Annotated in this window: 28 protein-coding genes and 1 other RNA gene; 15 read left to right on the top strand and 14 right to left on the bottom strand. The window is 60.4% G+C overall.

What is annotated here, in order from left to right; genetic code table 11:
* The first annotated feature begins 88 nt into the window (after nucleotides 1–88).
* The 3 genes from AC0L2L_RS24360 to AC0L2L_RS24350 all read left to right on the top strand — a co-directional run bounded on the left by AC0L2L_RS24360 (nucleotide 89) and on the right by AC0L2L_RS24350 (nucleotide 1,270).
* Complete coding sequence (locus AC0L2L_RS24360; protein WP_027166762.1) at nucleotides 89–349, top strand: DUF2312 domain-containing protein; 261 nt, start codon at nucleotides 89–91, stop codon at nucleotides 347–349.
* Between the two features lie 164 nt (nucleotides 350–513).
* Nucleotides 514–954 (top strand): hypothetical protein, encoded by a 441-nt coding sequence (locus tag AC0L2L_RS24355; protein ID WP_473581831.1) that lies wholly within the window; start codon nucleotides 514–516, stop codon nucleotides 952–954.
* A gap of 7 nt (nucleotides 955–961) precedes the next feature.
* Nucleotides 962–1,270, top strand: a complete 309-nt coding sequence (locus AC0L2L_RS24350) for a hypothetical protein (RefSeq protein ID WP_473581829.1) — start codon at nucleotides 962–964, stop codon at nucleotides 1,268–1,270.
* Nucleotides 1,271–1,330: 60 nt separating this feature from the next.
* Here AC0L2L_RS24350 and msrB read toward each other — a convergent pair whose 3' ends face one another.
* From msrB to AC0L2L_RS24325, 5 genes are all read right to left on the bottom strand, one after another.
* Complete coding sequence (gene msrB, locus AC0L2L_RS24345) at nucleotides 1,331–1,735, bottom strand: peptide-methionine (R)-S-oxide reductase MsrB (RefSeq protein WP_473581827.1); 405 nt, start codon at nucleotides 1,733–1,735, stop codon at nucleotides 1,331–1,333.
* A gap of 100 nt (nucleotides 1,736–1,835) precedes the next feature.
* Nucleotides 1,836–3,026 carry a vWA domain-containing protein gene (locus AC0L2L_RS24340; protein WP_473581825.1) on the bottom strand — a complete coding sequence of 397 codons (1,191 nt, stop codon included), beginning with the start codon at nucleotides 3,024–3,026 and terminating at the stop codon, nucleotides 1,836–1,838.
* A gap of 9 nt (nucleotides 3,027–3,035) precedes the next feature.
* On the bottom strand, nucleotides 3,036–3,290 hold the full coding sequence (locus AC0L2L_RS24335) for a type II toxin-antitoxin system HicB family antitoxin (protein WP_473581823.1): 255 nt from the start codon (nucleotides 3,288–3,290) through the stop codon (nucleotides 3,036–3,038).
* Between the two features lie 28 nt (nucleotides 3,291–3,318).
* The gene (locus AC0L2L_RS24330; protein ID WP_473581822.1) at nucleotides 3,319–3,765 is read right to left on the bottom strand and encodes a GNAT family N-acetyltransferase; all 447 of its coding nucleotides are present in this window, start codon (nucleotides 3,763–3,765) and stop codon (nucleotides 3,319–3,321) included.
* 168 nt (nucleotides 3,766–3,933) lie between these two features.
* Nucleotides 3,934–4,773, bottom strand: a complete 840-nt coding sequence (locus AC0L2L_RS24325; RefSeq protein ID WP_473581820.1) for an AAA family ATPase — start codon at nucleotides 4,771–4,773, stop codon at nucleotides 3,934–3,936.
* A gap of 139 nt (nucleotides 4,774–4,912) precedes the next feature.
* On the opposite strand from AC0L2L_RS24325, the gene ssrS reads away from it, so the two are divergent.
* From ssrS to AC0L2L_RS24300, 5 genes are all read left to right on the top strand, one after another.
* Nucleotides 4,913–5,068, top strand: a non-coding RNA gene (gene ssrS / locus AC0L2L_RS24320) — 6S RNA.
* A gap of 82 nt (nucleotides 5,069–5,150) precedes the next feature.
* Nucleotides 5,151–5,735, top strand: a complete 585-nt coding sequence (locus AC0L2L_RS24315; RefSeq protein ID WP_473581818.1) for a 5-formyltetrahydrofolate cyclo-ligase — start codon at nucleotides 5,151–5,153, stop codon at nucleotides 5,733–5,735.
* A 79-nt stretch (nucleotides 5,736–5,814) separates the two neighbouring features.
* Nucleotides 5,815–6,342 carry a hypothetical protein gene (locus AC0L2L_RS24310; RefSeq protein WP_473581816.1) on the top strand — a complete coding sequence of 176 codons (528 nt, stop codon included), beginning with the start codon at nucleotides 5,815–5,817 and terminating at the stop codon, nucleotides 6,340–6,342.
* 49 nt (nucleotides 6,343–6,391) lie between these two features.
* Complete coding sequence (locus tag AC0L2L_RS24305; RefSeq protein WP_027166753.1) at nucleotides 6,392–7,216, top strand: TIGR00282 family metallophosphoesterase; 825 nt, start codon at nucleotides 6,392–6,394, stop codon at nucleotides 7,214–7,216.
* A gap of 70 nt (nucleotides 7,217–7,286) precedes the next feature.
* The gene (locus AC0L2L_RS24300; RefSeq protein ID WP_473581814.1) at nucleotides 7,287–8,051 is read left to right on the top strand and encodes a TerC family protein; all 765 of its coding nucleotides are present in this window, start codon (nucleotides 7,287–7,289) and stop codon (nucleotides 8,049–8,051) included.
* A 187-nt stretch (nucleotides 8,052–8,238) separates the two neighbouring features.
* Here AC0L2L_RS24300 and AC0L2L_RS24295 read toward each other — a convergent pair whose 3' ends face one another.
* From AC0L2L_RS24295 to AC0L2L_RS24285, 3 genes are read right to left on the bottom strand one after another with little or no spacing between them, the layout of a single operon-like run.
* A complete protein-coding gene (locus AC0L2L_RS24295) occupies nucleotides 8,239–8,700 on the bottom strand; it encodes an SRPBCC family protein (protein ID WP_473581813.1) in 462 nt (153 codons plus the stop codon).
* A gap of 19 nt (nucleotides 8,701–8,719) precedes the next feature.
* Complete coding sequence (locus tag AC0L2L_RS24290; RefSeq protein WP_473581811.1) at nucleotides 8,720–9,112, bottom strand: VOC family protein; 393 nt, start codon at nucleotides 9,110–9,112, stop codon at nucleotides 8,720–8,722.
* A gap of 46 nt (nucleotides 9,113–9,158) precedes the next feature.
* A complete protein-coding gene (locus tag AC0L2L_RS24285; protein WP_473581809.1) occupies nucleotides 9,159–9,641 on the bottom strand; it encodes an SRPBCC domain-containing protein in 483 nt (160 codons plus the stop codon).
* Nucleotides 9,642–9,692: 51 nt separating this feature from the next.
* Here AC0L2L_RS24285 and AC0L2L_RS24280 point away from each other — a divergent pair, with 51 nt between their 5' ends.
* From AC0L2L_RS24280 to AC0L2L_RS24270, 3 genes are all read left to right on the top strand, one after another.
* Nucleotides 9,693–10,016, top strand: coding sequence for an ArsR/SmtB family transcription factor (locus AC0L2L_RS24280; protein ID WP_473581807.1), 324 nt, complete (start codon nucleotides 9,693–9,695; stop codon nucleotides 10,014–10,016).
* Between the two features lie 259 nt (nucleotides 10,017–10,275).
* Nucleotides 10,276–11,025, top strand: a complete 750-nt coding sequence (locus AC0L2L_RS24275) for a YebC/PmpR family DNA-binding transcriptional regulator (RefSeq protein WP_473581805.1) — start codon at nucleotides 10,276–10,278, stop codon at nucleotides 11,023–11,025.
* A 53-nt stretch (nucleotides 11,026–11,078) separates the two neighbouring features.
* Nucleotides 11,079–11,387 carry an Rdx family protein gene (locus tag AC0L2L_RS24270; RefSeq protein WP_473581803.1) on the top strand — a complete coding sequence of 103 codons (309 nt, stop codon included), beginning with the start codon at nucleotides 11,079–11,081 and terminating at the stop codon, nucleotides 11,385–11,387.
* Nucleotides 11,388–11,421: 34 nt separating this feature from the next.
* Here the strand turns inward: AC0L2L_RS24270 and AC0L2L_RS24265 are convergent, their stop codons facing one another.
* The gene (locus tag AC0L2L_RS24265) at nucleotides 11,422–11,898 is read right to left on the bottom strand and encodes an anthrone oxygenase family protein (RefSeq protein ID WP_473581801.1); all 477 of its coding nucleotides are present in this window, start codon (nucleotides 11,896–11,898) and stop codon (nucleotides 11,422–11,424) included.
* Between the two features lie 122 nt (nucleotides 11,899–12,020).
* Between AC0L2L_RS24265 and AC0L2L_RS24260 the strand changes: the two genes are divergently transcribed.
* Complete coding sequence (locus AC0L2L_RS24260) at nucleotides 12,021–12,662, top strand: TetR/AcrR family transcriptional regulator (protein ID WP_473581799.1); 642 nt, start codon at nucleotides 12,021–12,023, stop codon at nucleotides 12,660–12,662.
* A 221-nt stretch (nucleotides 12,663–12,883) separates the two neighbouring features.
* On the opposite strand, the gene AC0L2L_RS24255 is transcribed toward AC0L2L_RS24260, so the two are convergent.
* Nucleotides 12,884–13,093 carry a hypothetical protein gene (locus AC0L2L_RS24255; protein ID WP_473581798.1) on the bottom strand — a complete coding sequence of 70 codons (210 nt, stop codon included), beginning with the start codon at nucleotides 13,091–13,093 and terminating at the stop codon, nucleotides 12,884–12,886.
* Between the two features lie 381 nt (nucleotides 13,094–13,474).
* Between AC0L2L_RS24255 and AC0L2L_RS24250 the strand changes: the two genes are divergently transcribed.
* Nucleotides 13,475–14,218: a hypothetical protein gene (locus AC0L2L_RS24250; RefSeq protein ID WP_473581796.1), complete on the top strand. Its 744-nt coding sequence runs from the start codon at nucleotides 13,475–13,477 to the stop codon at nucleotides 14,216–14,218.
* Here the strand turns inward: AC0L2L_RS24250 and AC0L2L_RS24245 are convergent.
* Nucleotides 14,215–15,162: an IS1595 family transposase gene (locus AC0L2L_RS24245; RefSeq protein WP_473581998.1), complete on the bottom strand. Its 948-nt coding sequence runs from the start codon at nucleotides 15,160–15,162 to the stop codon at nucleotides 14,215–14,217. The two genes, AC0L2L_RS24250 and AC0L2L_RS24245, sit on opposite strands and share 4 nt — an antisense overlap.
* A gap of 54 nt (nucleotides 15,163–15,216) precedes the next feature.
* Between AC0L2L_RS24245 and AC0L2L_RS24240 the strand changes: the two genes are divergently transcribed.
* Nucleotides 15,217–15,498, top strand: coding sequence for a DUF6471 domain-containing protein (locus AC0L2L_RS24240; RefSeq protein ID WP_473581795.1), 282 nt, complete (start codon nucleotides 15,217–15,219; stop codon nucleotides 15,496–15,498).
* 7 nt (nucleotides 15,499–15,505) lie between these two features.
* Here the strand turns inward: AC0L2L_RS24240 and AC0L2L_RS24235 are convergent, their stop codons facing one another.
* Nucleotides 15,506–15,928 (bottom strand): DUF5615 family PIN-like protein, encoded by a 423-nt coding sequence (locus AC0L2L_RS24235; protein ID WP_473581793.1) that lies wholly within the window; start codon nucleotides 15,926–15,928, stop codon nucleotides 15,506–15,508.
* Nucleotides 15,903–16,601 carry a DUF433 domain-containing protein gene (locus tag AC0L2L_RS24230; protein WP_473581791.1) on the bottom strand — a complete coding sequence of 233 codons (699 nt, stop codon included), beginning with the start codon at nucleotides 16,599–16,601 and terminating at the stop codon, nucleotides 15,903–15,905. The genes AC0L2L_RS24235 and AC0L2L_RS24230 overlap by 26 nt, the downstream gene beginning before the upstream one ends.
* 178 nt (nucleotides 16,602–16,779) lie before the next feature.
* Between AC0L2L_RS24230 and AC0L2L_RS24225 the strand changes: the two genes are divergently transcribed.
* The gene (locus tag AC0L2L_RS24225) at nucleotides 16,780–17,016 is read left to right on the top strand and encodes a hypothetical protein (protein ID WP_473581789.1); all 237 of its coding nucleotides are present in this window, start codon (nucleotides 16,780–16,782) and stop codon (nucleotides 17,014–17,016) included.
* A 398-nt stretch (nucleotides 17,017–17,414) separates the two neighbouring features.
* On the opposite strand, the gene rpmE is transcribed toward AC0L2L_RS24225, so the two are convergent.
* Nucleotides 17,415–17,636: a 50S ribosomal protein L31 gene (gene rpmE, locus AC0L2L_RS24220; RefSeq protein WP_027166741.1), complete on the bottom strand. Its 222-nt coding sequence runs from the start codon at nucleotides 17,634–17,636 to the stop codon at nucleotides 17,415–17,417.
* Nucleotides 17,637–17,761 lie beyond the last annotated feature (125 nt).

Genomic DNA, 17,761 nt, shown 5'->3' with positions numbered 1-17,761 from the left:
TGACCCGCCGCGCCGGCTCGGGCAGGGAACCCGCTCCAATTCGCCGTGGCGGGAATCGCCTTGGCCTCAGAAGACGCGGAGAGAAAAAATGGCCGACGAAATCACCGAGACCAGCCAGACTGTAGCCGCCGGCCAGCTGCGCGCCATCATCGAGCGCATCGAGCGGCTCGAGGAAGAGAAGAAGACGATCTCCGACGACATCAAGGATGTTTATGCCGAGGCCAAGGGCACCGGCTTCGACACCAAGGCGGTCCGCACCATCGTGCGGCTGCGCAAGAAGGACCAGGCCGAGCGCCAGGAGGAAGAAACCATCCTCGACCTCTACAAGGCGGCTCTCGGCATGGTGTGAGACTGTTTGGAAATTCTACTCCGGCGGCCATCTGATGGCGGTTTCTGCGCTTCCGTTGCTCACGGACCAATGTCCGCTCCGCTACGGTTCTCGAAACCGCCACCATATGACTCGCCGGAGCGAATTTCGAAACAGTCTCGGCCACGATGTATGAGCATTTGGCCATGAACGAGTTCGGCTTCGGCGGCCGCCGCGCTTCGGAGTTCCGCCATCGCGGCTTCTGGGCGCTGTTCGCAGAGCGCCACCCGGAAGAAAGAGCCAGGCTCGCGCGGCGCGGGCCTTGGTTCTGGCAGCGCGGGCTGCCGGATTTCGCCCTGGTGCTTTCGATGTATGTCGCGCCGGCGCAGAACCATGTCGGCGTCTTCTTCGGGCGCAACGAGAAATTCGGCGCCACGGAGTCCTGGTCGCGGCTGAAACCATTCCAGCCGGCGATCGAGGCGAGGCTGAAGCTCAAGCCCGAACAGAGTTGCGAGGGTCTCGGCATCAACTCGATGTGGCGGGTGAATTGCTATGCCGAGGACAACTGGCCGGCCATGGCCGACTGGCTGGTGACGGAGTGCTCGCGGTTCGAAGAAGCCGTTCTCGCCGTGCTGGGGCAGGGGTAGGCCCGTGATGGCTGGCTTCTTCCGCAGACGCTGGAAAGGCGAAACGCCGCTCGACCTCCTGTTCTGGCGCGACATGCTGCTCATCGGCACCGTCCTGAACATTGCCTCTTCGGCTCTGGCGCTGATCCTGCTTGGCTTGAAGCTGCCGCTCTGGCTGGTGCTGGCGGTGCATTTCCTGCCGGTGCCCTACAACATCTTCCTCACGATCGCCGTCTGGCGGACGGCGGAGAAGACAAGCGGAGCCAAGGGCGGGCTCAAGGCGCAGCTGATGCTGCTGGGCTCGGCGCTCTGGCTGATCGCGACGGCTGTCGCCTGAAAATTCGCATGAAAAAAGGGCGGCCCGAAGCCGCCCTTGCGAAATCAAATCAAGTACCAGTCAGGCCGTCGGCTCGAAGCGCAACGCCACGCCGTTGATGCAATAGCGCAGGCGAGTTGGCGGCGGGCCGTCCTCGAAGACATGGCCGAGATGGCTGCCGCAGCGCGCGCAGTGGCATTCGGTGCGGACCATGCCGTAGCTGCGGTCAACGGTGGTCTCGATCGAGCCCGGGACCGGGTCGTTGAAGCTCGGCCAGCCGGTGCCGCTCTCGAATTTCAGCTTGGATTCAAACAGCGGCTGGTCGCAGCCTACGCAATAGAAGGTGCCGGCGCGCTTCTCGTAGAGCAGGGCACAGCTGCCGGGACGCTCGGTGCCGTGGTTGCGCATGACGGCATACTGCTCCGGCGTCAGCCGGGCGCGCCACTCGGCGTCGGTGCGGGTGACGGGATAGGCGTGGGTGTCCATGATGGGGGTCTCCTTGGCCTTGGCGGCTCATTGTTGATTGCAGCTGAATATTCGCTCCAACATAGGTATTTGTTACAGACCTGCCCAGCCTGAAGGAAGGTCAGTGCTTGCGCGACAGCTGCCTTGTCGCGGCTTCGAGCCCGGCCAGCGTCAGCGGGAACATGCGGCCGCCGAAGATATCGCTGATCATCGCAGTCGAGTGCGTGTAGCGCCAGTTCTTCTCGGCTTCGGGGTTGAGCCAGATAGCATTCGGCCATTGCTGCAAGAGGCGCGCCAGCCACACGCTGCCGGCCTCCGGATTCCAATGCTCGACCGAACCGCCGGGATGGGCGATCTCGTAAGGGCTCATCGAGGCGTCGCCGACGACGATCACCTTGTAGTCCGGCCCGTATTTGTGGATGAGGTCGAAGGTCGGGATCGTCTCGGCAAGCCGGCGGCGATTGTCCTTCCAGACGCGCTCGTAGAGGCAGTTGTGGAAATAGAAATATTCGAGCTGCCGGAACTCGGCGCGCGCGGCTGAAAACAATTCCTCGACACCGCGGATATGGTCGTCCATCGAGCCGCCAACATCGAAGAACATCAGCAACTTCACGGCATTGCGTCGTTCGGGCCGGGTTTTCACATCGAGATAGCCATGCTCGGCGGTGGCGTGGATGGTGCCGGGCAGGTCGAATTCTTCCTCGGCGCCTTCGCGCACCCAGCGGCGCAGCCGCTTCAGCGCTACCTTGATGTTGCGGGTGCCGAGTTCGACGGTATCGTCGAAATTCTTGAACTCGCGCTTGTCCCAGACTTTCACCGCGCGGCGATGCCGGCTCTCATGCTGGCCGATGCGTACGCCTTCCGGGTTGTAGCCATAGGCGCCGAAGGGCGAGGTGCCGCCAGTGCCGATCCATTTCGAGCCGCCCTGGTGGCGGCCTTTCTGCTCCTCAAGCCGCTGCTTCAGCGTCTCCATCAACTTTTCGAAGCCGCCGAGCGCCTCGACGAGCTTTTTCTCCTCCTCGGTCAGGTGCTTCTCGGCGAGCCTGCGCAGCCATTCCTCCGGGATATTGGCGACATCGACGACATCGGGGCCGCCGAGCGCCTCGACACCCTTGAAGACATGCGCGAACACCTGGTCGAAGCGGTCAATATGGCGCTCATCCTTCACCAGCGCGGAACGGGCGAGGTAGTAAAAACCCTCGACATCATAGTCGACCAGCCCGGCTTCCACGCCTTCCAGCAGCGACAGATATTCCCGGAGCGAAACGGGAACCCGCGCGGCCTTCAGTTCGAGGAAGAAGGGGATGAACATCGGCTATCGCTAACCAATAATCACGGCGGACTCACCCGCGCTGTTGTCGATTTCGCCGGATCGCAGCAGATCAGCCAATGTACGTGGGCTGGGAACGGGCAGACGCTTAGCAATGTGTATCTCGATCCATTCGCGCGCCGCGAGTGCTGCGTCGGCAACCGCTTCATCAGGGCTCGCGCCGCCTCCATGGCAACCTGGAAGATCGGGTATCCGAACCCCCCAGGCGTCACCAGCGCCGTCCAAAATTCCTACATAGCAGGTCATTCAGCTCGTTCCGGGCTTTCAAATCGCGTTATAGCAAATCGTACTCGATGAAGCCTGTCCGCCTTGCAACATGATCGTAGAGCTTGCGCGCAGTGGCGTTGGTCTCGTGGGTCATCCAGTAGACGTTTTTCACGCCGATCTTGCCTGCCTCGTCCTGCACCGCTTTGATCAGCGCGGCGCCCACGCCCTTGCCTCGCACCTGAGGGTCGGCGAACAGGTCCTGCAGGTAGCAGTTGTTTTTTTCGGACCAGCCGGAGCGGTGGTAGAGATAGTGGGTGAGGCCGATGGCCTTGCCGTCGAGCGTGGCAATGAAACCCCTGGGCTCGAACTCGCCGTCCGTGAACAGCCGCCTCCAGGTCACCGCGTAGACCTCTTCCGGCAGCTTGGTCTCGTAGAAGGTCAGATAGTCGGTCCACAGCCGGCGCCAGTCGGCATGGTCGGACTGCGCGAGCGGACGGATGGTGATCTCGGTCATTTTTTCCTCCAATGCATTGCCCGGAAGCTGGGGCGGAGATCGCTTGCCGGCAAGGGTCCACAGCCATGGAAAGCGCTGTTGCTGCGAGCCCAAAGCGCGTCGCGCTTCAGCTCCTGTTTTATGCATGCCGTTGTCCCAGAACCGCTCCACACTTCTGGGCGACATGCATTATTGCTGGCGTCTCGCCATGAAGGCCAGCCGCTCGAACAGGTGCACGTCCTGCTCGTTCTTCAACAGCGCGCCATGCAGCTTCGGCAGCATGTTCTTCGGATCGGCGCGCAGATCCTCCGGCGCGATATCGTCGGCGACCAGCAGACGGATCCAGTCGAGCGCCTCGGACGTCGAAGGCTTCTTCTTGAGGCCCGGCACATCGCGGATTTCATAGAATTGGGTGAGTGCAGCCCGCACCAGGTTCTGCTTGATGCCGGGATAGTGCACCTCGACGATGCGGTGCAGCGTGTCGATATCGGGGAAGCGGATGTAGTGGAAGAAGCAGCGGCGCAGGAAGGCGTCCGGCAGTTCCTTCTCATTGTTCGAGGTGATGATGACGATCGGCCTGAACTCGGCGCGGATCGTCTCGCCCGTTTCGTAGACGAAGAACTCCATCCGGTCGAGCTCCTGCAGGAGGTCGTTGGGGAATTCGATGTCGGCCTTGTCGATCTCGTCGATCAAAAGCACGACTTTCTTGTGCGCCGCGAAGGCGTCCCACAGCTTGCCGCGCTTGATGTAGTTGGCGATGTCGTTGAAGCGTTCGTCGCCAAGCTGGCTGTCGCGCAGCCGCGAGACGGCGTCATATTCGTAAAGGCCCTGTTGCGCCTTGGTGGTCGACTTGACGTTCCACTCGATGAACTCCAGCCCGAGTGCCGCCGCCACCTGGCGGGCGAGTTCCGTCTTGCCGGTGCCGGGCTCGCCCTTGACCAGCAACGGCCGCTCCAGCGCGATCGCGGCGTTGACCGCAACCATCAGATCCTTATCGGCGACATAGGCCGCGGTGCCTTCGAAACGCATTTTTTCTCCTGGCCGTTTGCGGCGACCGTAAGGAGGCTGACCGGAGCGCGCAAGACCGAGCTGTCGAGGCTACGAATAACGCTCTCCGCGATGCCGGTATCTCTGGCGCTCGGCCAGCCATCGGCCTATATTTACTCTTGGCGGTCTGCGCTTCCCGGCAGGAGATACTTTTCCCCGGGGCCTTATCGATCCTTAGGGAGCTGTCCCTGGGAAGACCCGTGGGTTTTCTCACACGGCACCCACCTACTTTGTAGGCACCCGGGATCGACCTCTCCACCGGTTGTGTGGATCGTCACTCTCCCGTTTTCGGGAGACTTGCGCTAGAAAACGTCGCTTCTGCAACGCCGTTCAACCCCACCCTTTTCTAGCGTCCGGGCATGACTTCTTCAAAAGACCTGAAAAAACAGCTTCGCAAGGAAGCGCTGGCGCGCCGCGATGCGCTCGACGAATTCTGGCGCGTCGAGATCGCGCTCGAAATGGCCGAGACTGCGAAGGAGAAAATCGACTTCGAGCCTGGCCGGGTCGTCTCGGGCTTCTGGCCGATGCGCTCGGAGGTCGATGTCCGGCCGCTGATGTTCGCATTGCGCGAAAAGGGCGCCAGGCTCTGCCTGCCTGCGATCCTCGACAAGACCACGATCGTGTTCCGCGAATTGGTGCGCGGCGCGCCGATGGTCGAGATGGGATTCGGCACGGTCGGGCCGCATGAAGAGGCGGAAGTGCTCGACCCCACGCTCATGCTGGTGCCGCTCGCCGCCTTCGACGCCCGCGGCCACCGCATCGGCTACGGCGCCGGCTATTACGACCGCGCCATTGCCAGGCTGGCCGACAACGGCATCACGCCAAGGCTTGTCGGCATCGCCTTCGACTGCCAGGAAGTCGGACGGGTGCCGGAAGAGGACCATGACGTCATCATTCCGGAAATACTGACCGAAAGCGGGTTGCGCCGCTTCGATATCGTTTAACTAGCGCGATCTGCTTAACGCGTTTCAAACACACGCCGGCTATATTCCTGCGAAATAGTCCGAGCCGACGGGGGTCGTTGTGTTTGTTCTTGCGCGCTATTTGCTGATGCCGTTCGCGCTGATCGCGGCGATCCTGTTCTTGATGGCATCGCACATTATCGCAACGTCCCTGCATCACCAGGCCACCTGGCAGCGTACGGTCGCCACCGTGACGGATGTCAGTCCCTATAGCGAAATGCAGGTGAATGGCCTTGCCACGGAAGGCATCAATGTCGCCGTCACCTATGTCGCCAATGATGCGCCGATGACATGGTCCGGCAAGGGAAAGGACATCGGTCTCTACAAGGCGGCCCAGGGCGGCCAGGTGGAGTTCTACTACGACCCCGCCGATCCATCGAAGCTCGATACCGCGGCCATGAAAGGCTGGAGCGGCGGCCTGTTGCTACTTGCGGCTACTGGCGGGTTCACCGCTTTCTATGTGTGGTTCTTCTGGCTGCACGGACGCAGAGCGCCGCCGACGTCGCCCATGACGCTATCGACCGTTCGCGTTGCCGGCGCTGGCGCCAAGCCAGCCGAACAGCAGCGCGGCACTTTCGGCCGACACTAAGACCTCCGTGCCGCTTGCCTAGCGTCCACAGCTCTGGATAGAAGTGGCTATGAGACTCCTTTTCCTCGGCGACATGGTTGGCAAGACGGGACGCACGGCAGTGTGGGAACAGCTGCCGGGGCTGATTTCCGACTTCAAGCTCGATTTCGTCATCGTCAATGGCGAGAACGCCGCCGGCGGCTTCGGCATCACGGAAGAAATCTTTCGCGAGACGCTCGCGGCGGGCGCGGATGTCGTCACCACCGGCAATCATGTCTGGGACCAGCGCGATGCGCTGATCTTCGCGCCGCGCGAGGAGCGCTTCCTGCGGCCCTCCAATTTTCCCAAGGGTACGCCGGGGCGCGGCTCGGGCGTCTACATCGCGCGCAACGGCGCGCGCGTGCTGGTCGCCAACATCATGGGCCGCGTTTTCATGCACCCCGAGCTTGACGATCCATTCCAGGCCGGCGAGCGCGAGCTGGCCGCCTGTCCGCTCGGCGAGCAGGCCGATGCGGCGGTGATCGATTTCCATGCCGAGGCGACGTCGGAGAAAATGTGCTTCGCGCATTTCGTCGACGGCCGTGCCAGCCTGGTGGTCGGCACGCATACGCATCAGCCGACCGCCGACCATCAGATCCTCAATGGCGGCACAGCCTATATCTCGGATGCCGGCATGTGCGGCGATTATGATTCCTCGCTAGGGATGGACAAGGAAGAGCCTCTCAACCGCTTCCTCTCCAAAGTGCCGAAAGGCCGCTTCGAAGCGTCGACTGGCCCGGCAACGCTCTGTGGCGTCGGCATCGATATATCCGACCGCACCGGGCTTGCCGAGAAGATCGCGCCGTTTCGTCGCGGGCCGCGGCTGGAAGAAACGGCGCCGTCTTTCTGGTCGTGACATTGATACAGGTGTGCGCACTACCTAACTGCCGGCAACACTGCTCCAGATCGTAGAGGGGACGACCTCCATGCAGCTTGTCGAATTCCTGGCGCCGCACTTTGCCTTTGTTTCCGATCCGACCGCCTGGGTAGCGCTTTTGACCCTGGTGGTGCTCGAGATCGTGCTCGGCATCGACAATCTGATCTTCATCTCGATCCTGACCAACAAATTGCCGGAAGCGCAGCGCGCCCGTGCGCGCCGGCTGGGCATCTCGGCCGCGCTGGTCATGCGCCTTGTCCTGCTCGCCACGGTCTCGATCATCGTGCAACTGACGACGCCGGTGTTCACCGCGTTCGGCCACGGTTTTTCCTGGCGCGACCTGATCCTGATCGCCGGCGGCCTGTTCCTGGTCTGGAAGGCGACCAGGGAAATCCATCACACGGTCGACCCGCAGGATCACCAGGACACGATGGTGGGCACGCTGCAGATGAGCCTTGCAGGCGCCATCTTCCAGATCCTCCTGCTCGACCTCGTCTTCTCGATCGATTCCATCATCACCGCCGTCGGCATGACCGACGAGATCGCCATCATGTATATCGCGGTGATCGTGGCGGTGAGCGTGATGATGCTGGCGGCGACGCCGCTCGCCAATTTCATCGCCAAGAACCCCAGCATCGTCATGCTGGCGCTGGGCTTCCTGTTGATGATCGGCATGACGCTGATCGCCGACGGCATGGGCTACCATGTACCCAAGGGCTACATCTACGCGGCGATGGGCTTTTCCGCTCTCGTGGAGGGCCTCAACATGCTGGCACGGCGGCGTAGGAAGCAGGGGTCCGGCGAAGGGCATTGAATGCTTCGTCATTCCAGGGCGCAGCGCCGTGAAGCGGCGCGCAGACCCTAGAATCCATGCCGTTACCCATGCCGAAGATTGCAGCGAAGCAGAATTCTGCACCGTTGCAACGCGTTGAGGTCACGGCATGGATTCTATGGTCTGCGCCGCGTCGCTACGCTCCTTGCTCCGCCATAGAATGACGAATTCATTTTAGGCCCTTTGGGTGGCGGTCGCCAATCAGGCCGAGCGTGAGGCCCTGTTCCAGCCACGCCTTGGCGCCGGCGAGAACCAGCGCGAAGCCGCCGGTCGAGCCGATCGCCTGGTTGACCTGCTCGTCGCCGGAGCCGGCGAAGCCGAAATTGCGGACCTCGAGAAAGGTCGTATCGCCAGGCATCCTCGTGAAGGTCCAGGCGACCGTTGTCGGCGGATCGCTCCACTGCATCACGATCTTTTCGTTGCGAACGATCTCGCTGACCTCGACCCTGGCCGAGACGCCATACATGCGCCATTCCCACTCAATCGGCTTGCCCTCGTCCAGCCGGCCGCTGGAATGCGTGAACCAGAATTTCGTGGTGACCGCCGGATCGACGATCGCCTCGAAGACTTCGGCGACCGGCCGGCGGATCAGCATGGCGGTTTCGGCAGCGGGAGCTTCCTTGAGTTCCACGTAGTCCTCCTTGAATTGGCTAGGGCAGGTTGATCTGCCAGGAGACGCCGAAGCGGTCGTTGAGCCAGGCGAAACGCTGGCTGAAGCCGTAATTGCCGGGCGGCATCAGGAAACTGCCGTCCCTGGAAAGAACGTCGACGATCCGCTCCAGTTCCTCCCCGGACGAGCAGTCGACAAAGAAGGAAAAGGACGGCGTGAAGGTGAAGGCGTGATGCACCGGACTGTTGTAGATCCTGACCTCGACGCCGCCGATGGACGCGCGCGCCAGCTTGAGCGTTCCTTCGGGTCCGTCTTCGCCGAAGCCGTAGCGCGTGATGTCGAGGACCTGGCTATCGGGAATGGTCTCGCAATAGAGGGTCATGGCCTCCTCGGCCTTTCCCTCGAACATCAGGAGCGGCGTTGCTTTCGTCATTCGGCGACCTCCGTTGCTTCAAATACCAGGCTTGAAAATATCGGGCTCAGACGTTGCTCTCATTGGCCGGCTCGCCGCGCAGCTCGCTGCGGTAATAGCCGTCGCGCAGGTTGATGCCGTATTCGAGATAGGCCTTCATGCAGGCCAGCATCTGCGACCAGCCCTCGCAGTTGAGGTAGGATTTCTTCAGCCCGACCTTGCCTTCGTCCCAGCCTTGCTCGGCGATGGTGACGAAGGTGCCGCCGTCGTCCAGCGGCTCGAAATTCATCTCGATGCGGGTCTTGTAGGCGGGCTTGCCATCGGCATCGGTAGCGTCCCAGCGCAGCACTATGCGCTTGTCCTTGGTCACTTCGTCGACCTCGACCGGCACCGTCTTCCACCAGGTGACGGTGGTGCCCGCGGCCAGCGGCGCCGAGGCGCCGCCGATGGTGGTGAAGTAGCCGCTGAGCTTCGCCGGATTGACGACGGCGTCGAAGACCTCGGCGACCGGTTTGCCGATGCGTCCGGAAATCCTGAATCCAAGGGACATATCCACAGCTCCTTCCTTGCTCGCCCAAACGATATGTTATAGAAACATAACATGTCAAGTCAAACCGTGGACGATCATGTTTTCAAGGCCTTGGCGCATCCGCGCCGGCGCGAATTGCTGGACCGGCTGAAGGATCAGCCGCAGACCACCGGCGCGCTGTGCGAAGCCTTTCCTGACATGGACCGCTGCACGGTGATGATGCATCTCAAAGTGCTGGAGGAGGCCGATCTGGTGGTGGCGAAGCGCGAGGGGCGCGAGCGCTGGAACCATCTCAATGCCTTGCCGATCAAGCAGATCCACGATCGCTGGATCAGCCAGTATGCCGGCCACGCCATCAGCATTCTCGACCGGCTGAAGTCGGATCTGGAGGGGTGAACGGGCCCCTTCAGCGCCTTTGTCTCTACGCAATTCCGGACAGAAAACCGCAGCGCACTTTTCCTGGACTTGCTCCAGCCACGGCGCGGCTGGACGAATTGAGCCGATTTATCTATAAGCCGCCCATTCCGACAAAGAGCGCCGCGTGCCTTCGCAGGCATGCCCGGAGCGTTCTGGAGAATTTGAATTCGAGCATTTGCCGATGCCAGGTGATCGCGCCCGGCCGAAAAATGCTCTAGCCGAACACGACAGGGGTGCCATGGCTGGCCATTCGCAGTTCAAGAACATCATGCACCGCAAGGGCCGCCAGGACGCGGTGCGGTCGAAAATGTTTTCCAAGCTGGCGCGCGAAATCACCGTCGCCGCCAAGACCGGCACGCCGGACCCGGCGATGAATCCGCGGCTGCGCCTGGCGATACAGAACGCCAAAGCCGTGTCGATGCCGAAGGACAACATTCAGCGCGCCATCAACAAGGCGTCCGCGGGCGATGCCGAGAACTATGAGGCGGTGCGCTACGAGGGCTACGGCCCCGGCGGTGTCGCGCTGATCGTCGAGGCGCTGACCGACAACCGCAACCGCTCGGCCTCCAATGTACGCGCTGCCTTCACCAAGGCCGGCGGGGCGCTCGGCGAAACCGGCTCGGTGTCGTTCATGTGGAACCGCGTCGGCGAGATCTACTACCCGGCCTCGGCCGGCAGCGCCGACAAGGTCATGGAAGCGGCGATCGAGGCCGGCGCCGACGACGTCGAATCCGACGAGGAAGGCCACACCATCTACTGCAGCTTCGAGAATCTCGGCGACGTGTCGAAGTCGCTTGAAGCCGCGCTCGGCGAGGCGGAATCGGTGAAGCCGATCTGGCAGCCACAGAACAATGTTCCAGTCGACGAAGAGCGGGCGCAGTCGCTGATGAAGCTGGTCGCCACCCTCGAGGACGATGACGACGTGCAGAGCGTCTATGCCAATTTCGAGGTCGACGACGAGACCATGGCCAAGCTCAGCGCGGCCTGATCGGCCAGGATATGAGCAAAGCTCAATCCGATATGACCGGAGCGCAATCCGATATGAGCGAGAACCTACTTCCGACCATCCGCATCACCTACTGCACGCAATGCCTGTGGCTGCTGCGTGCCGGCTGGATGGCGCAGGAATTGCTCTCGACGTTCGGCACCGATCTCGGCGAGGTTACGCTGGTGCCGGGCACCGGCGGCATCTTCACCATCACCTGCAACGACGAGCTTGTCTGGGATCGCAAGCGCGACGGCGGTTTTCCGGACGCGGCGAAGTTGAAGCAGCTGGTGCGCGACGTCATCGACCCGGAGCGGGATCTCGGTCACGCCGACCGCAAGTCTCATAAAAAAGACCCCGCCTGAGGCGGAGTCCTTTTGCATTCTCGGCCGTTGATCTTCAGATCAACGCCAGGATGAAGCAGGCCATCGCCACGATCGCGGTGATGGTCCTCACATGGTTCCACATCACCCATTGGCTCAGATGGTTCGCCCACACGGCGGCGCCGTTGGCGCTTGCCGGGTCGACGGCGGCTAAAGCATCGTTGAGCGGCACGTTGAAGACCATGGTCACGATCGGGTTGCCGACGAGATAGATCACGGCGCCGGCAAGCAGCCAATACGAGCCCGACTGGCTCCAGCCAAAGAGAATGGCGGCAATCAACACCAGGCAGATGAGGCCGGTGCCGAAAAGCGCCGTCATGAACGTCGGGGTGATCACCGTGATGTTGATTGAATTCATCGCCGCGATGCCGCTTGGGACGGGCAGCCGGGCAAGCGCCGCCATGACGAAATTGGAAAAGGCGAAGAAGACGCCGCCGACCACGCCGGAGCCGATCGCGGCGATGAAGGTGAGGGTGGGAAGAAGTTTCATCATCTCAGTGCTCCAGATGTCGGGGTTCGACACAAATGTGATAGATCCTCACATTTGCAAAACGTGATAAACCCTCGTATTTTGTGAGTCAAGCCTGTTTTCAAAAACCTCGCCCGGAGAAAGCCATGGATGGAAAAACCGCCGCGAAGCCGGACCAAGCCACCATCGCTTCGCCGCGCCGCGCGCCGAGCCAGCAGCGCAGCCGCGAGCGGGTCGAGCGCATGCTTGCCGCCGCCTCGGCGCTGATTGCCGAGCAAGGCAGCGATGCCATGCGCATGGGCGAGGTGGCGGAACGGGCGGGGGTGTCGATCGGCTCGCTCTACCAGTTCTTTCCGGACAAGCGGGCGATCGTCTGGGCACTGGCCGAGCGCTACACCGCCGAAAGCCAGGCCTGCATTGCGGCGGCGCTGAAAGATGTCGGCGACGCCGAAGGTCTGAAACGGGCGTTTTCGGAGCTGGTGGACATCTACTACCGGCTGTTCCTGGCCGAGCCGGTGATGCGCGACATCTGGTCGGGCACGCAGGCCGACAAGGCGCTGCGCGAACTGGAACTGGCCGACAGCCGGGCCAATGCCGAATTCCTGGTCGCAGTGCTCAAGCGGCTGCGGCCGGCCGCTGACCCGGTCCAGCTGGAGACGACCGCGTTTCTGGTCTGGCAGATGGGCGAGGCTGCCGTGCGGCTGGCAATTTCGGTCGACCGGCAGGAGGGCGACAGGCTGGTCGCGGCCTACAAGCGCATGGCGCTGAGGGAACTGGTTGGCGAGTAGAGACGAACCGGCTTGGCGCTTTTCCGGCTGACCGTGGCCTAGCCGCCGATGAGGCGACCGTCACGGCCATAAGGAAGCGCATCGGCGCCTGCATAAAGGTCTGCGTCATCCAAGGGCTTATCGAGGAATGCGGCTGGACGGACGATCACGACGCATTCGGGCCGTACAAGCTCTGGAAACTGAAAAGGGGCGACCAATAGGCCGCCCCTGTATTCCATCGCTTAAGCCGCCGCCGATCCCGGCAAGGGGAAGTCGGCGGGGAGTCCTGCGGCCGGCGGGATTTCGGGGAACAAGCGCCCCGCCATCACATCGGCAATCCGGCCAAAGTTGAGGCCGGGGAAATAGCCCGAAATCCACGAGTACGGGATGTCCAAGTGGCGGGCCAACTTAATCACCGGAACCATATCCGGCGTCACCTTACGGTCGTTCACGTGTCTTTCCTTTCTGGAAAGGGTGCGACCGAATATCGGTTGACGTTGATTCTAAGATGAATCATTGTCGTTGCGTTCATGTGTGCCGATATTCGGCCACGGTTTATGATCCGGAACCATTCCGGATCAGTGTGGCACCGGGCATTCGCGCCCGGCACCTACCGCCCAGCGGCGGCTGCTGAAATGACCAGGTGGTTCAGACCTCGTCAGATCAGGAAGCGGTCATATAGGTTCCATCGCATCTCCAATGCTCGAATCGCCGGGGTTCTTCCCCGGCGGCTCGCAGCATATTGAAATCGAGCCGCTTGGCAAGCCATCGGAGCTATAATTGCCAATTAGCCCCACATGGGCTATATACGGGCCATCGTAAGGAGAATCGCGATGAGCCGTATGCGGAGCCCAGCCTACCCTGCTCTCAGCCTGTCAGATGCCGTTGATATGATCCGCAAGGTTCATGCTAAGCAGCAGACGAAGCCCGAACCCCGCCTAGTTGTCATGCAGCACATGGGGTACTCTAGCGACAACGGGCGTGCGCTGAAAGCAATTAGTGCTTTGATTAAATATGGATTTTTGACCAAGGAAGGCGACGACGGGTTACGCGTCAGCAAACGGGCGATGTCGATCCTCTTTCCAGGCGACGAAGAGGACCGACGCCAAGCGTTGCGCGCCGCAGCCAATGAACCCGCACTGTTCGAAGCCATCTTTCAAAAGTGGGGAAAAGACCGCCCATCGCCTGAAAGCCTCAAGCACTATCTTATCCACCGTGGGTTCAACATGAACTCTGTCGAAAGTGTAGCTCGCGCGTTTTATGAGACCTTCGACCTTGTGTCGGACGGCGTTGATTCGTATGATTCCTCTGCCTCAGATGAGGATGAGGAACACGATAAAGAAGAGGCAGTCATGCCGGAGACGATGTCAGACAAGCCGGAACCCAAAAAGGGGCCGTTCAGCTTTATTCGCGAAATGAAAGACGTGCAGCGTGCCAACTGGCGCAATGTCACAAATCCGGTTTTTGACTTTGAGACCGTGCAAGTGCACACCGAAATCGACAATCAGGATGATCTAGACGAGTTGATCGAGCGCTTGCAGAAAATCAGGCCCATGCTGCCCCCCAAAGGCCTCTAAGCAGAGCGGCGCTGCCAATATCCGCACATCCTATCTGATTTCGGCGCGACGCCTACCGCGCTGACAACCATTGCATACTGGTTGCCGTTGGCTTCGCGCCACGCCATTTCAGACGCGTATGCGTCCAGATAGTCGCCGGCGATGCGGTGGTGAATGCCGATCTCGGCACGACGCAGGCGCGAGAAAAAGCTCTCGGCGGCGTTAGTGCATGCGCCATCCTTGGAATATGCTTCCTGATGGTTGATGCGCTTTATCGGGAAGTAGGCCGCCTGCTTGTCCCAATGCGAAGCTTCGTCGGCGTGAACGGTCGAGCCGTGTTTGACGTTGGCGGCCACGAACGCAACGCCGTCGGCTTCGATGCGAGCAACATGGGTGATGGTGCGATCATTGGTTTCACGGGCAACAATCACAGACTGGCGCTTGCCCGACTGGTTTTCGGCAAGGCGGCGGTCCTTGCGATCGCTCTTGTTGTTCGCCGGCTTCACGTACCCACCAAAGTATGCGCCATCCACAGCGACGCTACCCGACAAAGCGCCTTCGTCACGGGCAAGCTTTATCGCTTCGCGAACCTTGTGCAGCATCACGAAGGCGGTTTTGTAATCAACGGAAAGATCGCGGGAAAGTTGGAGGGCGCTGTAGCCCTTGGCGCCATTTATGAAGACGGCAATGGCGGCGAGGATGTCGCGCACCGCCAGCTTGCGGCTGGCGAAGGTCGTGCCGGACGTGATGCTAAACTGCTTTGAGCAAGCCTTGCATTTGTAAACCTGGCGCGTCTTAAGATCATAGGCATCGAGGCCGCCGCACACCGGGCAAACCGGCGCACCGTCCGTTTCCGACCAACGTATCTTGCGGAAAGCGGTGCGGGCTTCCTCGTCGGACATGCGCATGACCTTGACCAGCGAGAGGGTCTTGGCGGCGGGGGAAAGGAGGAAGTGCTGAGACATATCAAATACGATGATGTTGCACATCGGATATAGGACATTGTTTCTGCACATGCAATGGTATATATCATCGTTTATGAGGATTTTTCAGGAGAAACGATGATGGCGGGCAATTCCCCCACGGTCCACTATGAGGAACAGGCGAAAAACATACTGAAAGGCGAGCTAAAGCGCCGTGGCATAACGTACGCTATCCTTGCCGAGAAGCTGAAGGAAAAGGGTGCGCATGATACCGAGCGCAATCTGTCGAACAAGATAAGCCGAGGCAGCTTCACCGCCGCGTTCTTTATGATGTGCATGGACGTGATCGGCGTCCGACAGGTGAGTTTAGAGATCTAATCCTCTTTCAGTTCACCACCCGGAGGATGGCGCCTTTCACAGTCGTCGCCTCTTCCGTGACTTCGATTGTGATGCTGCCGTCCTCCAGAACTTCGTAAATGCGCGAACGGAAGCTGGGCAAGATCATGTTCTCTTCCCGAGCCTTGGCAATCACGCTTTCAATCATCCGAAGCTGCCCGTCCCTACCGCTTCCGCTCGGGATGATGATCAATCCGGCATGACCGGGCGTCTGCCTCGCCAGCCGGCGAAAATCGCCAGCATTGATGGTTACAACTGTTCGATCTTCACCTTGCGCCAATCGCCAGATGATGTGGTCGCCAGCCGAAAGCAATCCGCGATCTCGCACGGTAACCGTATCGATTCCGCGCTCCCAAAGCGGGCGGCTTAGGGCTGGCGAGATATTTTCATCCAACAAGGTTTTCATCATCATGGGCCGGCTCGCTGCTTGCGCGAGGCCGGCCTGTCGGCGGATGCGCGCGGAAGTACAAGGACGCAAATTTGATGTCGTCCTCGTTCAAGTATGGATAGTCTTCCAGAATGTTTTCAACGCGCTCCCCGCCATCAACCATCTTGCCGATATGCAAGACTGAAAGCCGAGACCCCGTGAAAACCGCTTCACCCCCCAAGACGTCTTCTTTTTCTTCCACGCGCGAAAGACCTGTGCAGTAAACCTCCACGCGCGGCGAAACGCGGTGGACAACCCTGCCTAGGTCGATGCTCAAGTATCGATCGATGTCGACCGATCCCTTATCTTCAAAAGCGCATATCCAGCGCGCAACTTGTCCGTCGGCGCTTGACGATGCGACGGTCCAATTGACGGATCTGAGTTGGTCTAGCTTGCAAAGCGCTCGCTTACGAAGTTTGCCGGTAAGAAAATCATTTCCGTACACGGCGGCCAAAACGACTACGTAGTTCCAGGTAAATGCCAGCCGAGAATCTTCCAGCCGAATAAAGCGAGGCGCGGCAAGAACTCCAGTTTCGATGTCCTTGCGCACACGCTTTTCCGGCACCCCGGCCAGCGTCACAACCTCCTTGAGCGAGAGCAGATTGCGCGAGACCAACGAGACAGTTGTATCCTCGTGTTTCGTGCAAACGTGATTCATGATTTGACTCCTTCAGGGAAACCATTCCCCGAATAGGGAATAGTTTTATGCCTTTTAAGTTCCGGATTCAAGGCCGAATTATGAAATGCTTATTTCACGACATCGTTAGCGGCTTGAGACGGGCTACTTTTCTCGGCATCATTTTCCCCAGATGAGGCGATTCTCGTAGGAGGTCGCAATGGTCCGGCGCAACAAGCCCAAGCAGCTATCAGAGGCAGACGTAGAGCGGTTTCTGGCGGCAGCAGAGGCAATGCACCTCAGCATCGTCAATCCGCTGATATCGACCCAATGCGACCATTACCGAGCAATGGGTAATCTACATGAGGCGCTGCTAAAGGCAGTGAAGGACATCACAGGGAAGGATGCCGCATTCATCCGCTGGAACAGCACCGGGCCAGTGAAATGCAAGCCCTGACGGTTTCTTCAAGAAAGGTGGCCGGATGACTACCCTCCAAATGAAGGCAAACATCATCGTTTATGGTGAGATTGCTCCATAATGCCGCGCTTTTCAGCAGCGTTGACAGTTGGCGAAACCGCTGGCGACAGAGCCCTCTCCCCGTGACTATACAGTCACTATACGGGGAGAGGATGCCGGCAGGCAGGTGAGGGGCAGTGCGAACTTGTGATAGTTGGCGGCCGCTTTGTCGCGGAATTTGTCCGGTCCATCTCCGTAATCAACCAACTTGCCGATGCAGGCGCCGCCCTCATCCGCCCTTCGGGCACCTTCTCCCCGTAAACGGGGAGAAGGACGAAACTGGCCAACAAAAAACCCGCCTCGAGGCGGGTTTTTCAAATCCTGCAGATGTATCCGGCTTAGAGGCCGAAACCCTCGAAGCGCTTCTTGAACTTCGACAGGCGGCCGCCGCGGTCGAGCAGGGTCTGCTGGCCGCCGGTCCAGGCCGGGTGCGTGGTCGGGTCGATGTCGAGGTTCATCGTGTCGCCTTCCTTGCCCCAGGTCGAGCGGGTCTGGTATTCGGTGCCATCGGTCATGACGACCTTGATGGTGTGGTAGTCGGGATGGATATCGGCCTTCATCGTCGTGTTTCCTGGCTGCCGGCGCTGGTGACGGGCCTATGGCCTGCGTCGATGCGCCCCTTTTTAAAACTCGAAGCCGCAGCTAATGAAAAGCCACGGCTTCTAAAACGGTCGGCGAGCCTATA

It is taken from the genome of Mesorhizobium sp. WSM4832, from assembly GCF_055811115.1.
This window is presented reverse-complemented; position numbering and strand designations above follow the sequence as displayed.

Bases quoted from the DNA above. Each gene is read 5' to 3' on its own strand.
- AC0L2L_RS24360 (WP_027166762.1), top strand. From the start codon at position 89: ATGGCCGACGAAATCACCGAGACCAGCCAGACTGTAGCCGCCGGCCAG.
- AC0L2L_RS24355 (WP_473581831.1), top strand. From the start codon at position 514: ATGAACGAGTTCGGCTTCGGCGGCCGCCGCGCTTCGGAGTTCCGCCAT.
- AC0L2L_RS24350 (WP_473581829.1), top strand. From the start codon at position 962: ATGGCTGGCTTCTTCCGCAGACGCTGGAAAGGCGAAACGCCGCTCGAC.
- msrB (WP_473581827.1), bottom strand. From the start codon at position 1,735: ATGGACACCCACGCCTATCCCGTCACCCGCACCGACGCCGAGTGGCGC.
- AC0L2L_RS24340 (WP_473581825.1), bottom strand. From the start codon at position 3,026: ATGTTCATCCCCTTCTTCCTCGAACTGAAGGCCGCGCGGGTTCCCGTT.
- AC0L2L_RS24335 (WP_473581823.1), bottom strand. From the start codon at position 3,290: ATGACCTGCTATGTAGGAATTTTGGACGGCGCTGGTGACGCCTGGGGG.
- AC0L2L_RS24330 (WP_473581822.1), bottom strand. From the start codon at position 3,765: ATGACCGAGATCACCATCCGTCCGCTCGCGCAGTCCGACCATGCCGAC.
- AC0L2L_RS24325 (WP_473581820.1), bottom strand. From the start codon at position 4,773: ATGCGTTTCGAAGGCACCGCGGCCTATGTCGCCGATAAGGATCTGATG.
- AC0L2L_RS24315 (WP_473581818.1), top strand. From the start codon at position 5,151: ATGACTTCTTCAAAAGACCTGAAAAAACAGCTTCGCAAGGAAGCGCTG.
- AC0L2L_RS24305 (WP_027166753.1), top strand. From the start codon at position 6,392: ATGAGACTCCTTTTCCTCGGCGACATGGTTGGCAAGACGGGACGCACG.
- AC0L2L_RS24300 (WP_473581814.1), top strand. From the start codon at position 7,287: ATGCAGCTTGTCGAATTCCTGGCGCCGCACTTTGCCTTTGTTTCCGAT.
- AC0L2L_RS24290 (WP_473581811.1), bottom strand. From the start codon at position 9,112: ATGACGAAAGCAACGCCGCTCCTGATGTTCGAGGGAAAGGCCGAGGAG.
- AC0L2L_RS24285 (WP_473581809.1), bottom strand. From the start codon at position 9,641: ATGTCCCTTGGATTCAGGATTTCCGGACGCATCGGCAAACCGGTCGCC.
- AC0L2L_RS24280 (WP_473581807.1), top strand. From the start codon at position 9,693: ATGTCAAGTCAAACCGTGGACGATCATGTTTTCAAGGCCTTGGCGCAT.
- AC0L2L_RS24275 (WP_473581805.1), top strand. From the start codon at position 10,276: ATGGCTGGCCATTCGCAGTTCAAGAACATCATGCACCGCAAGGGCCGC.
- AC0L2L_RS24270 (WP_473581803.1), top strand. From the start codon at position 11,079: ATGAGCGAGAACCTACTTCCGACCATCCGCATCACCTACTGCACGCAA.
- AC0L2L_RS24265 (WP_473581801.1), bottom strand. From the start codon at position 11,898: ATGATGAAACTTCTTCCCACCCTCACCTTCATCGCCGCGATCGGCTCC.
- AC0L2L_RS24260 (WP_473581799.1), top strand. From the start codon at position 12,021: ATGGATGGAAAAACCGCCGCGAAGCCGGACCAAGCCACCATCGCTTCG.
- AC0L2L_RS24250 (WP_473581796.1), top strand. From the start codon at position 13,475: ATGAGCCGTATGCGGAGCCCAGCCTACCCTGCTCTCAGCCTGTCAGAT.
- AC0L2L_RS24245 (WP_473581998.1), bottom strand. From the start codon at position 15,162: ATGTCTCAGCACTTCCTCCTTTCCCCCGCCGCCAAGACCCTCTCGCTG.
- AC0L2L_RS24240 (WP_473581795.1), top strand. From the start codon at position 15,217: ATGGTATATATCATCGTTTATGAGGATTTTTCAGGAGAAACGATGATG.
- AC0L2L_RS24235 (WP_473581793.1), bottom strand. From the start codon at position 15,928: ATGATGATGAAAACCTTGTTGGATGAAAATATCTCGCCAGCCCTAAGC.
- AC0L2L_RS24230 (WP_473581791.1), bottom strand. From the start codon at position 16,601: ATGAATCACGTTTGCACGAAACACGAGGATACAACTGTCTCGTTGGTC.
- AC0L2L_RS24225 (WP_473581789.1), top strand. From the start codon at position 16,780: ATGGTCCGGCGCAACAAGCCCAAGCAGCTATCAGAGGCAGACGTAGAG.
- rpmE (WP_027166741.1), bottom strand. From the start codon at position 17,636: ATGAAGGCCGATATCCATCCCGACTACCACACCATCAAGGTCGTCATG.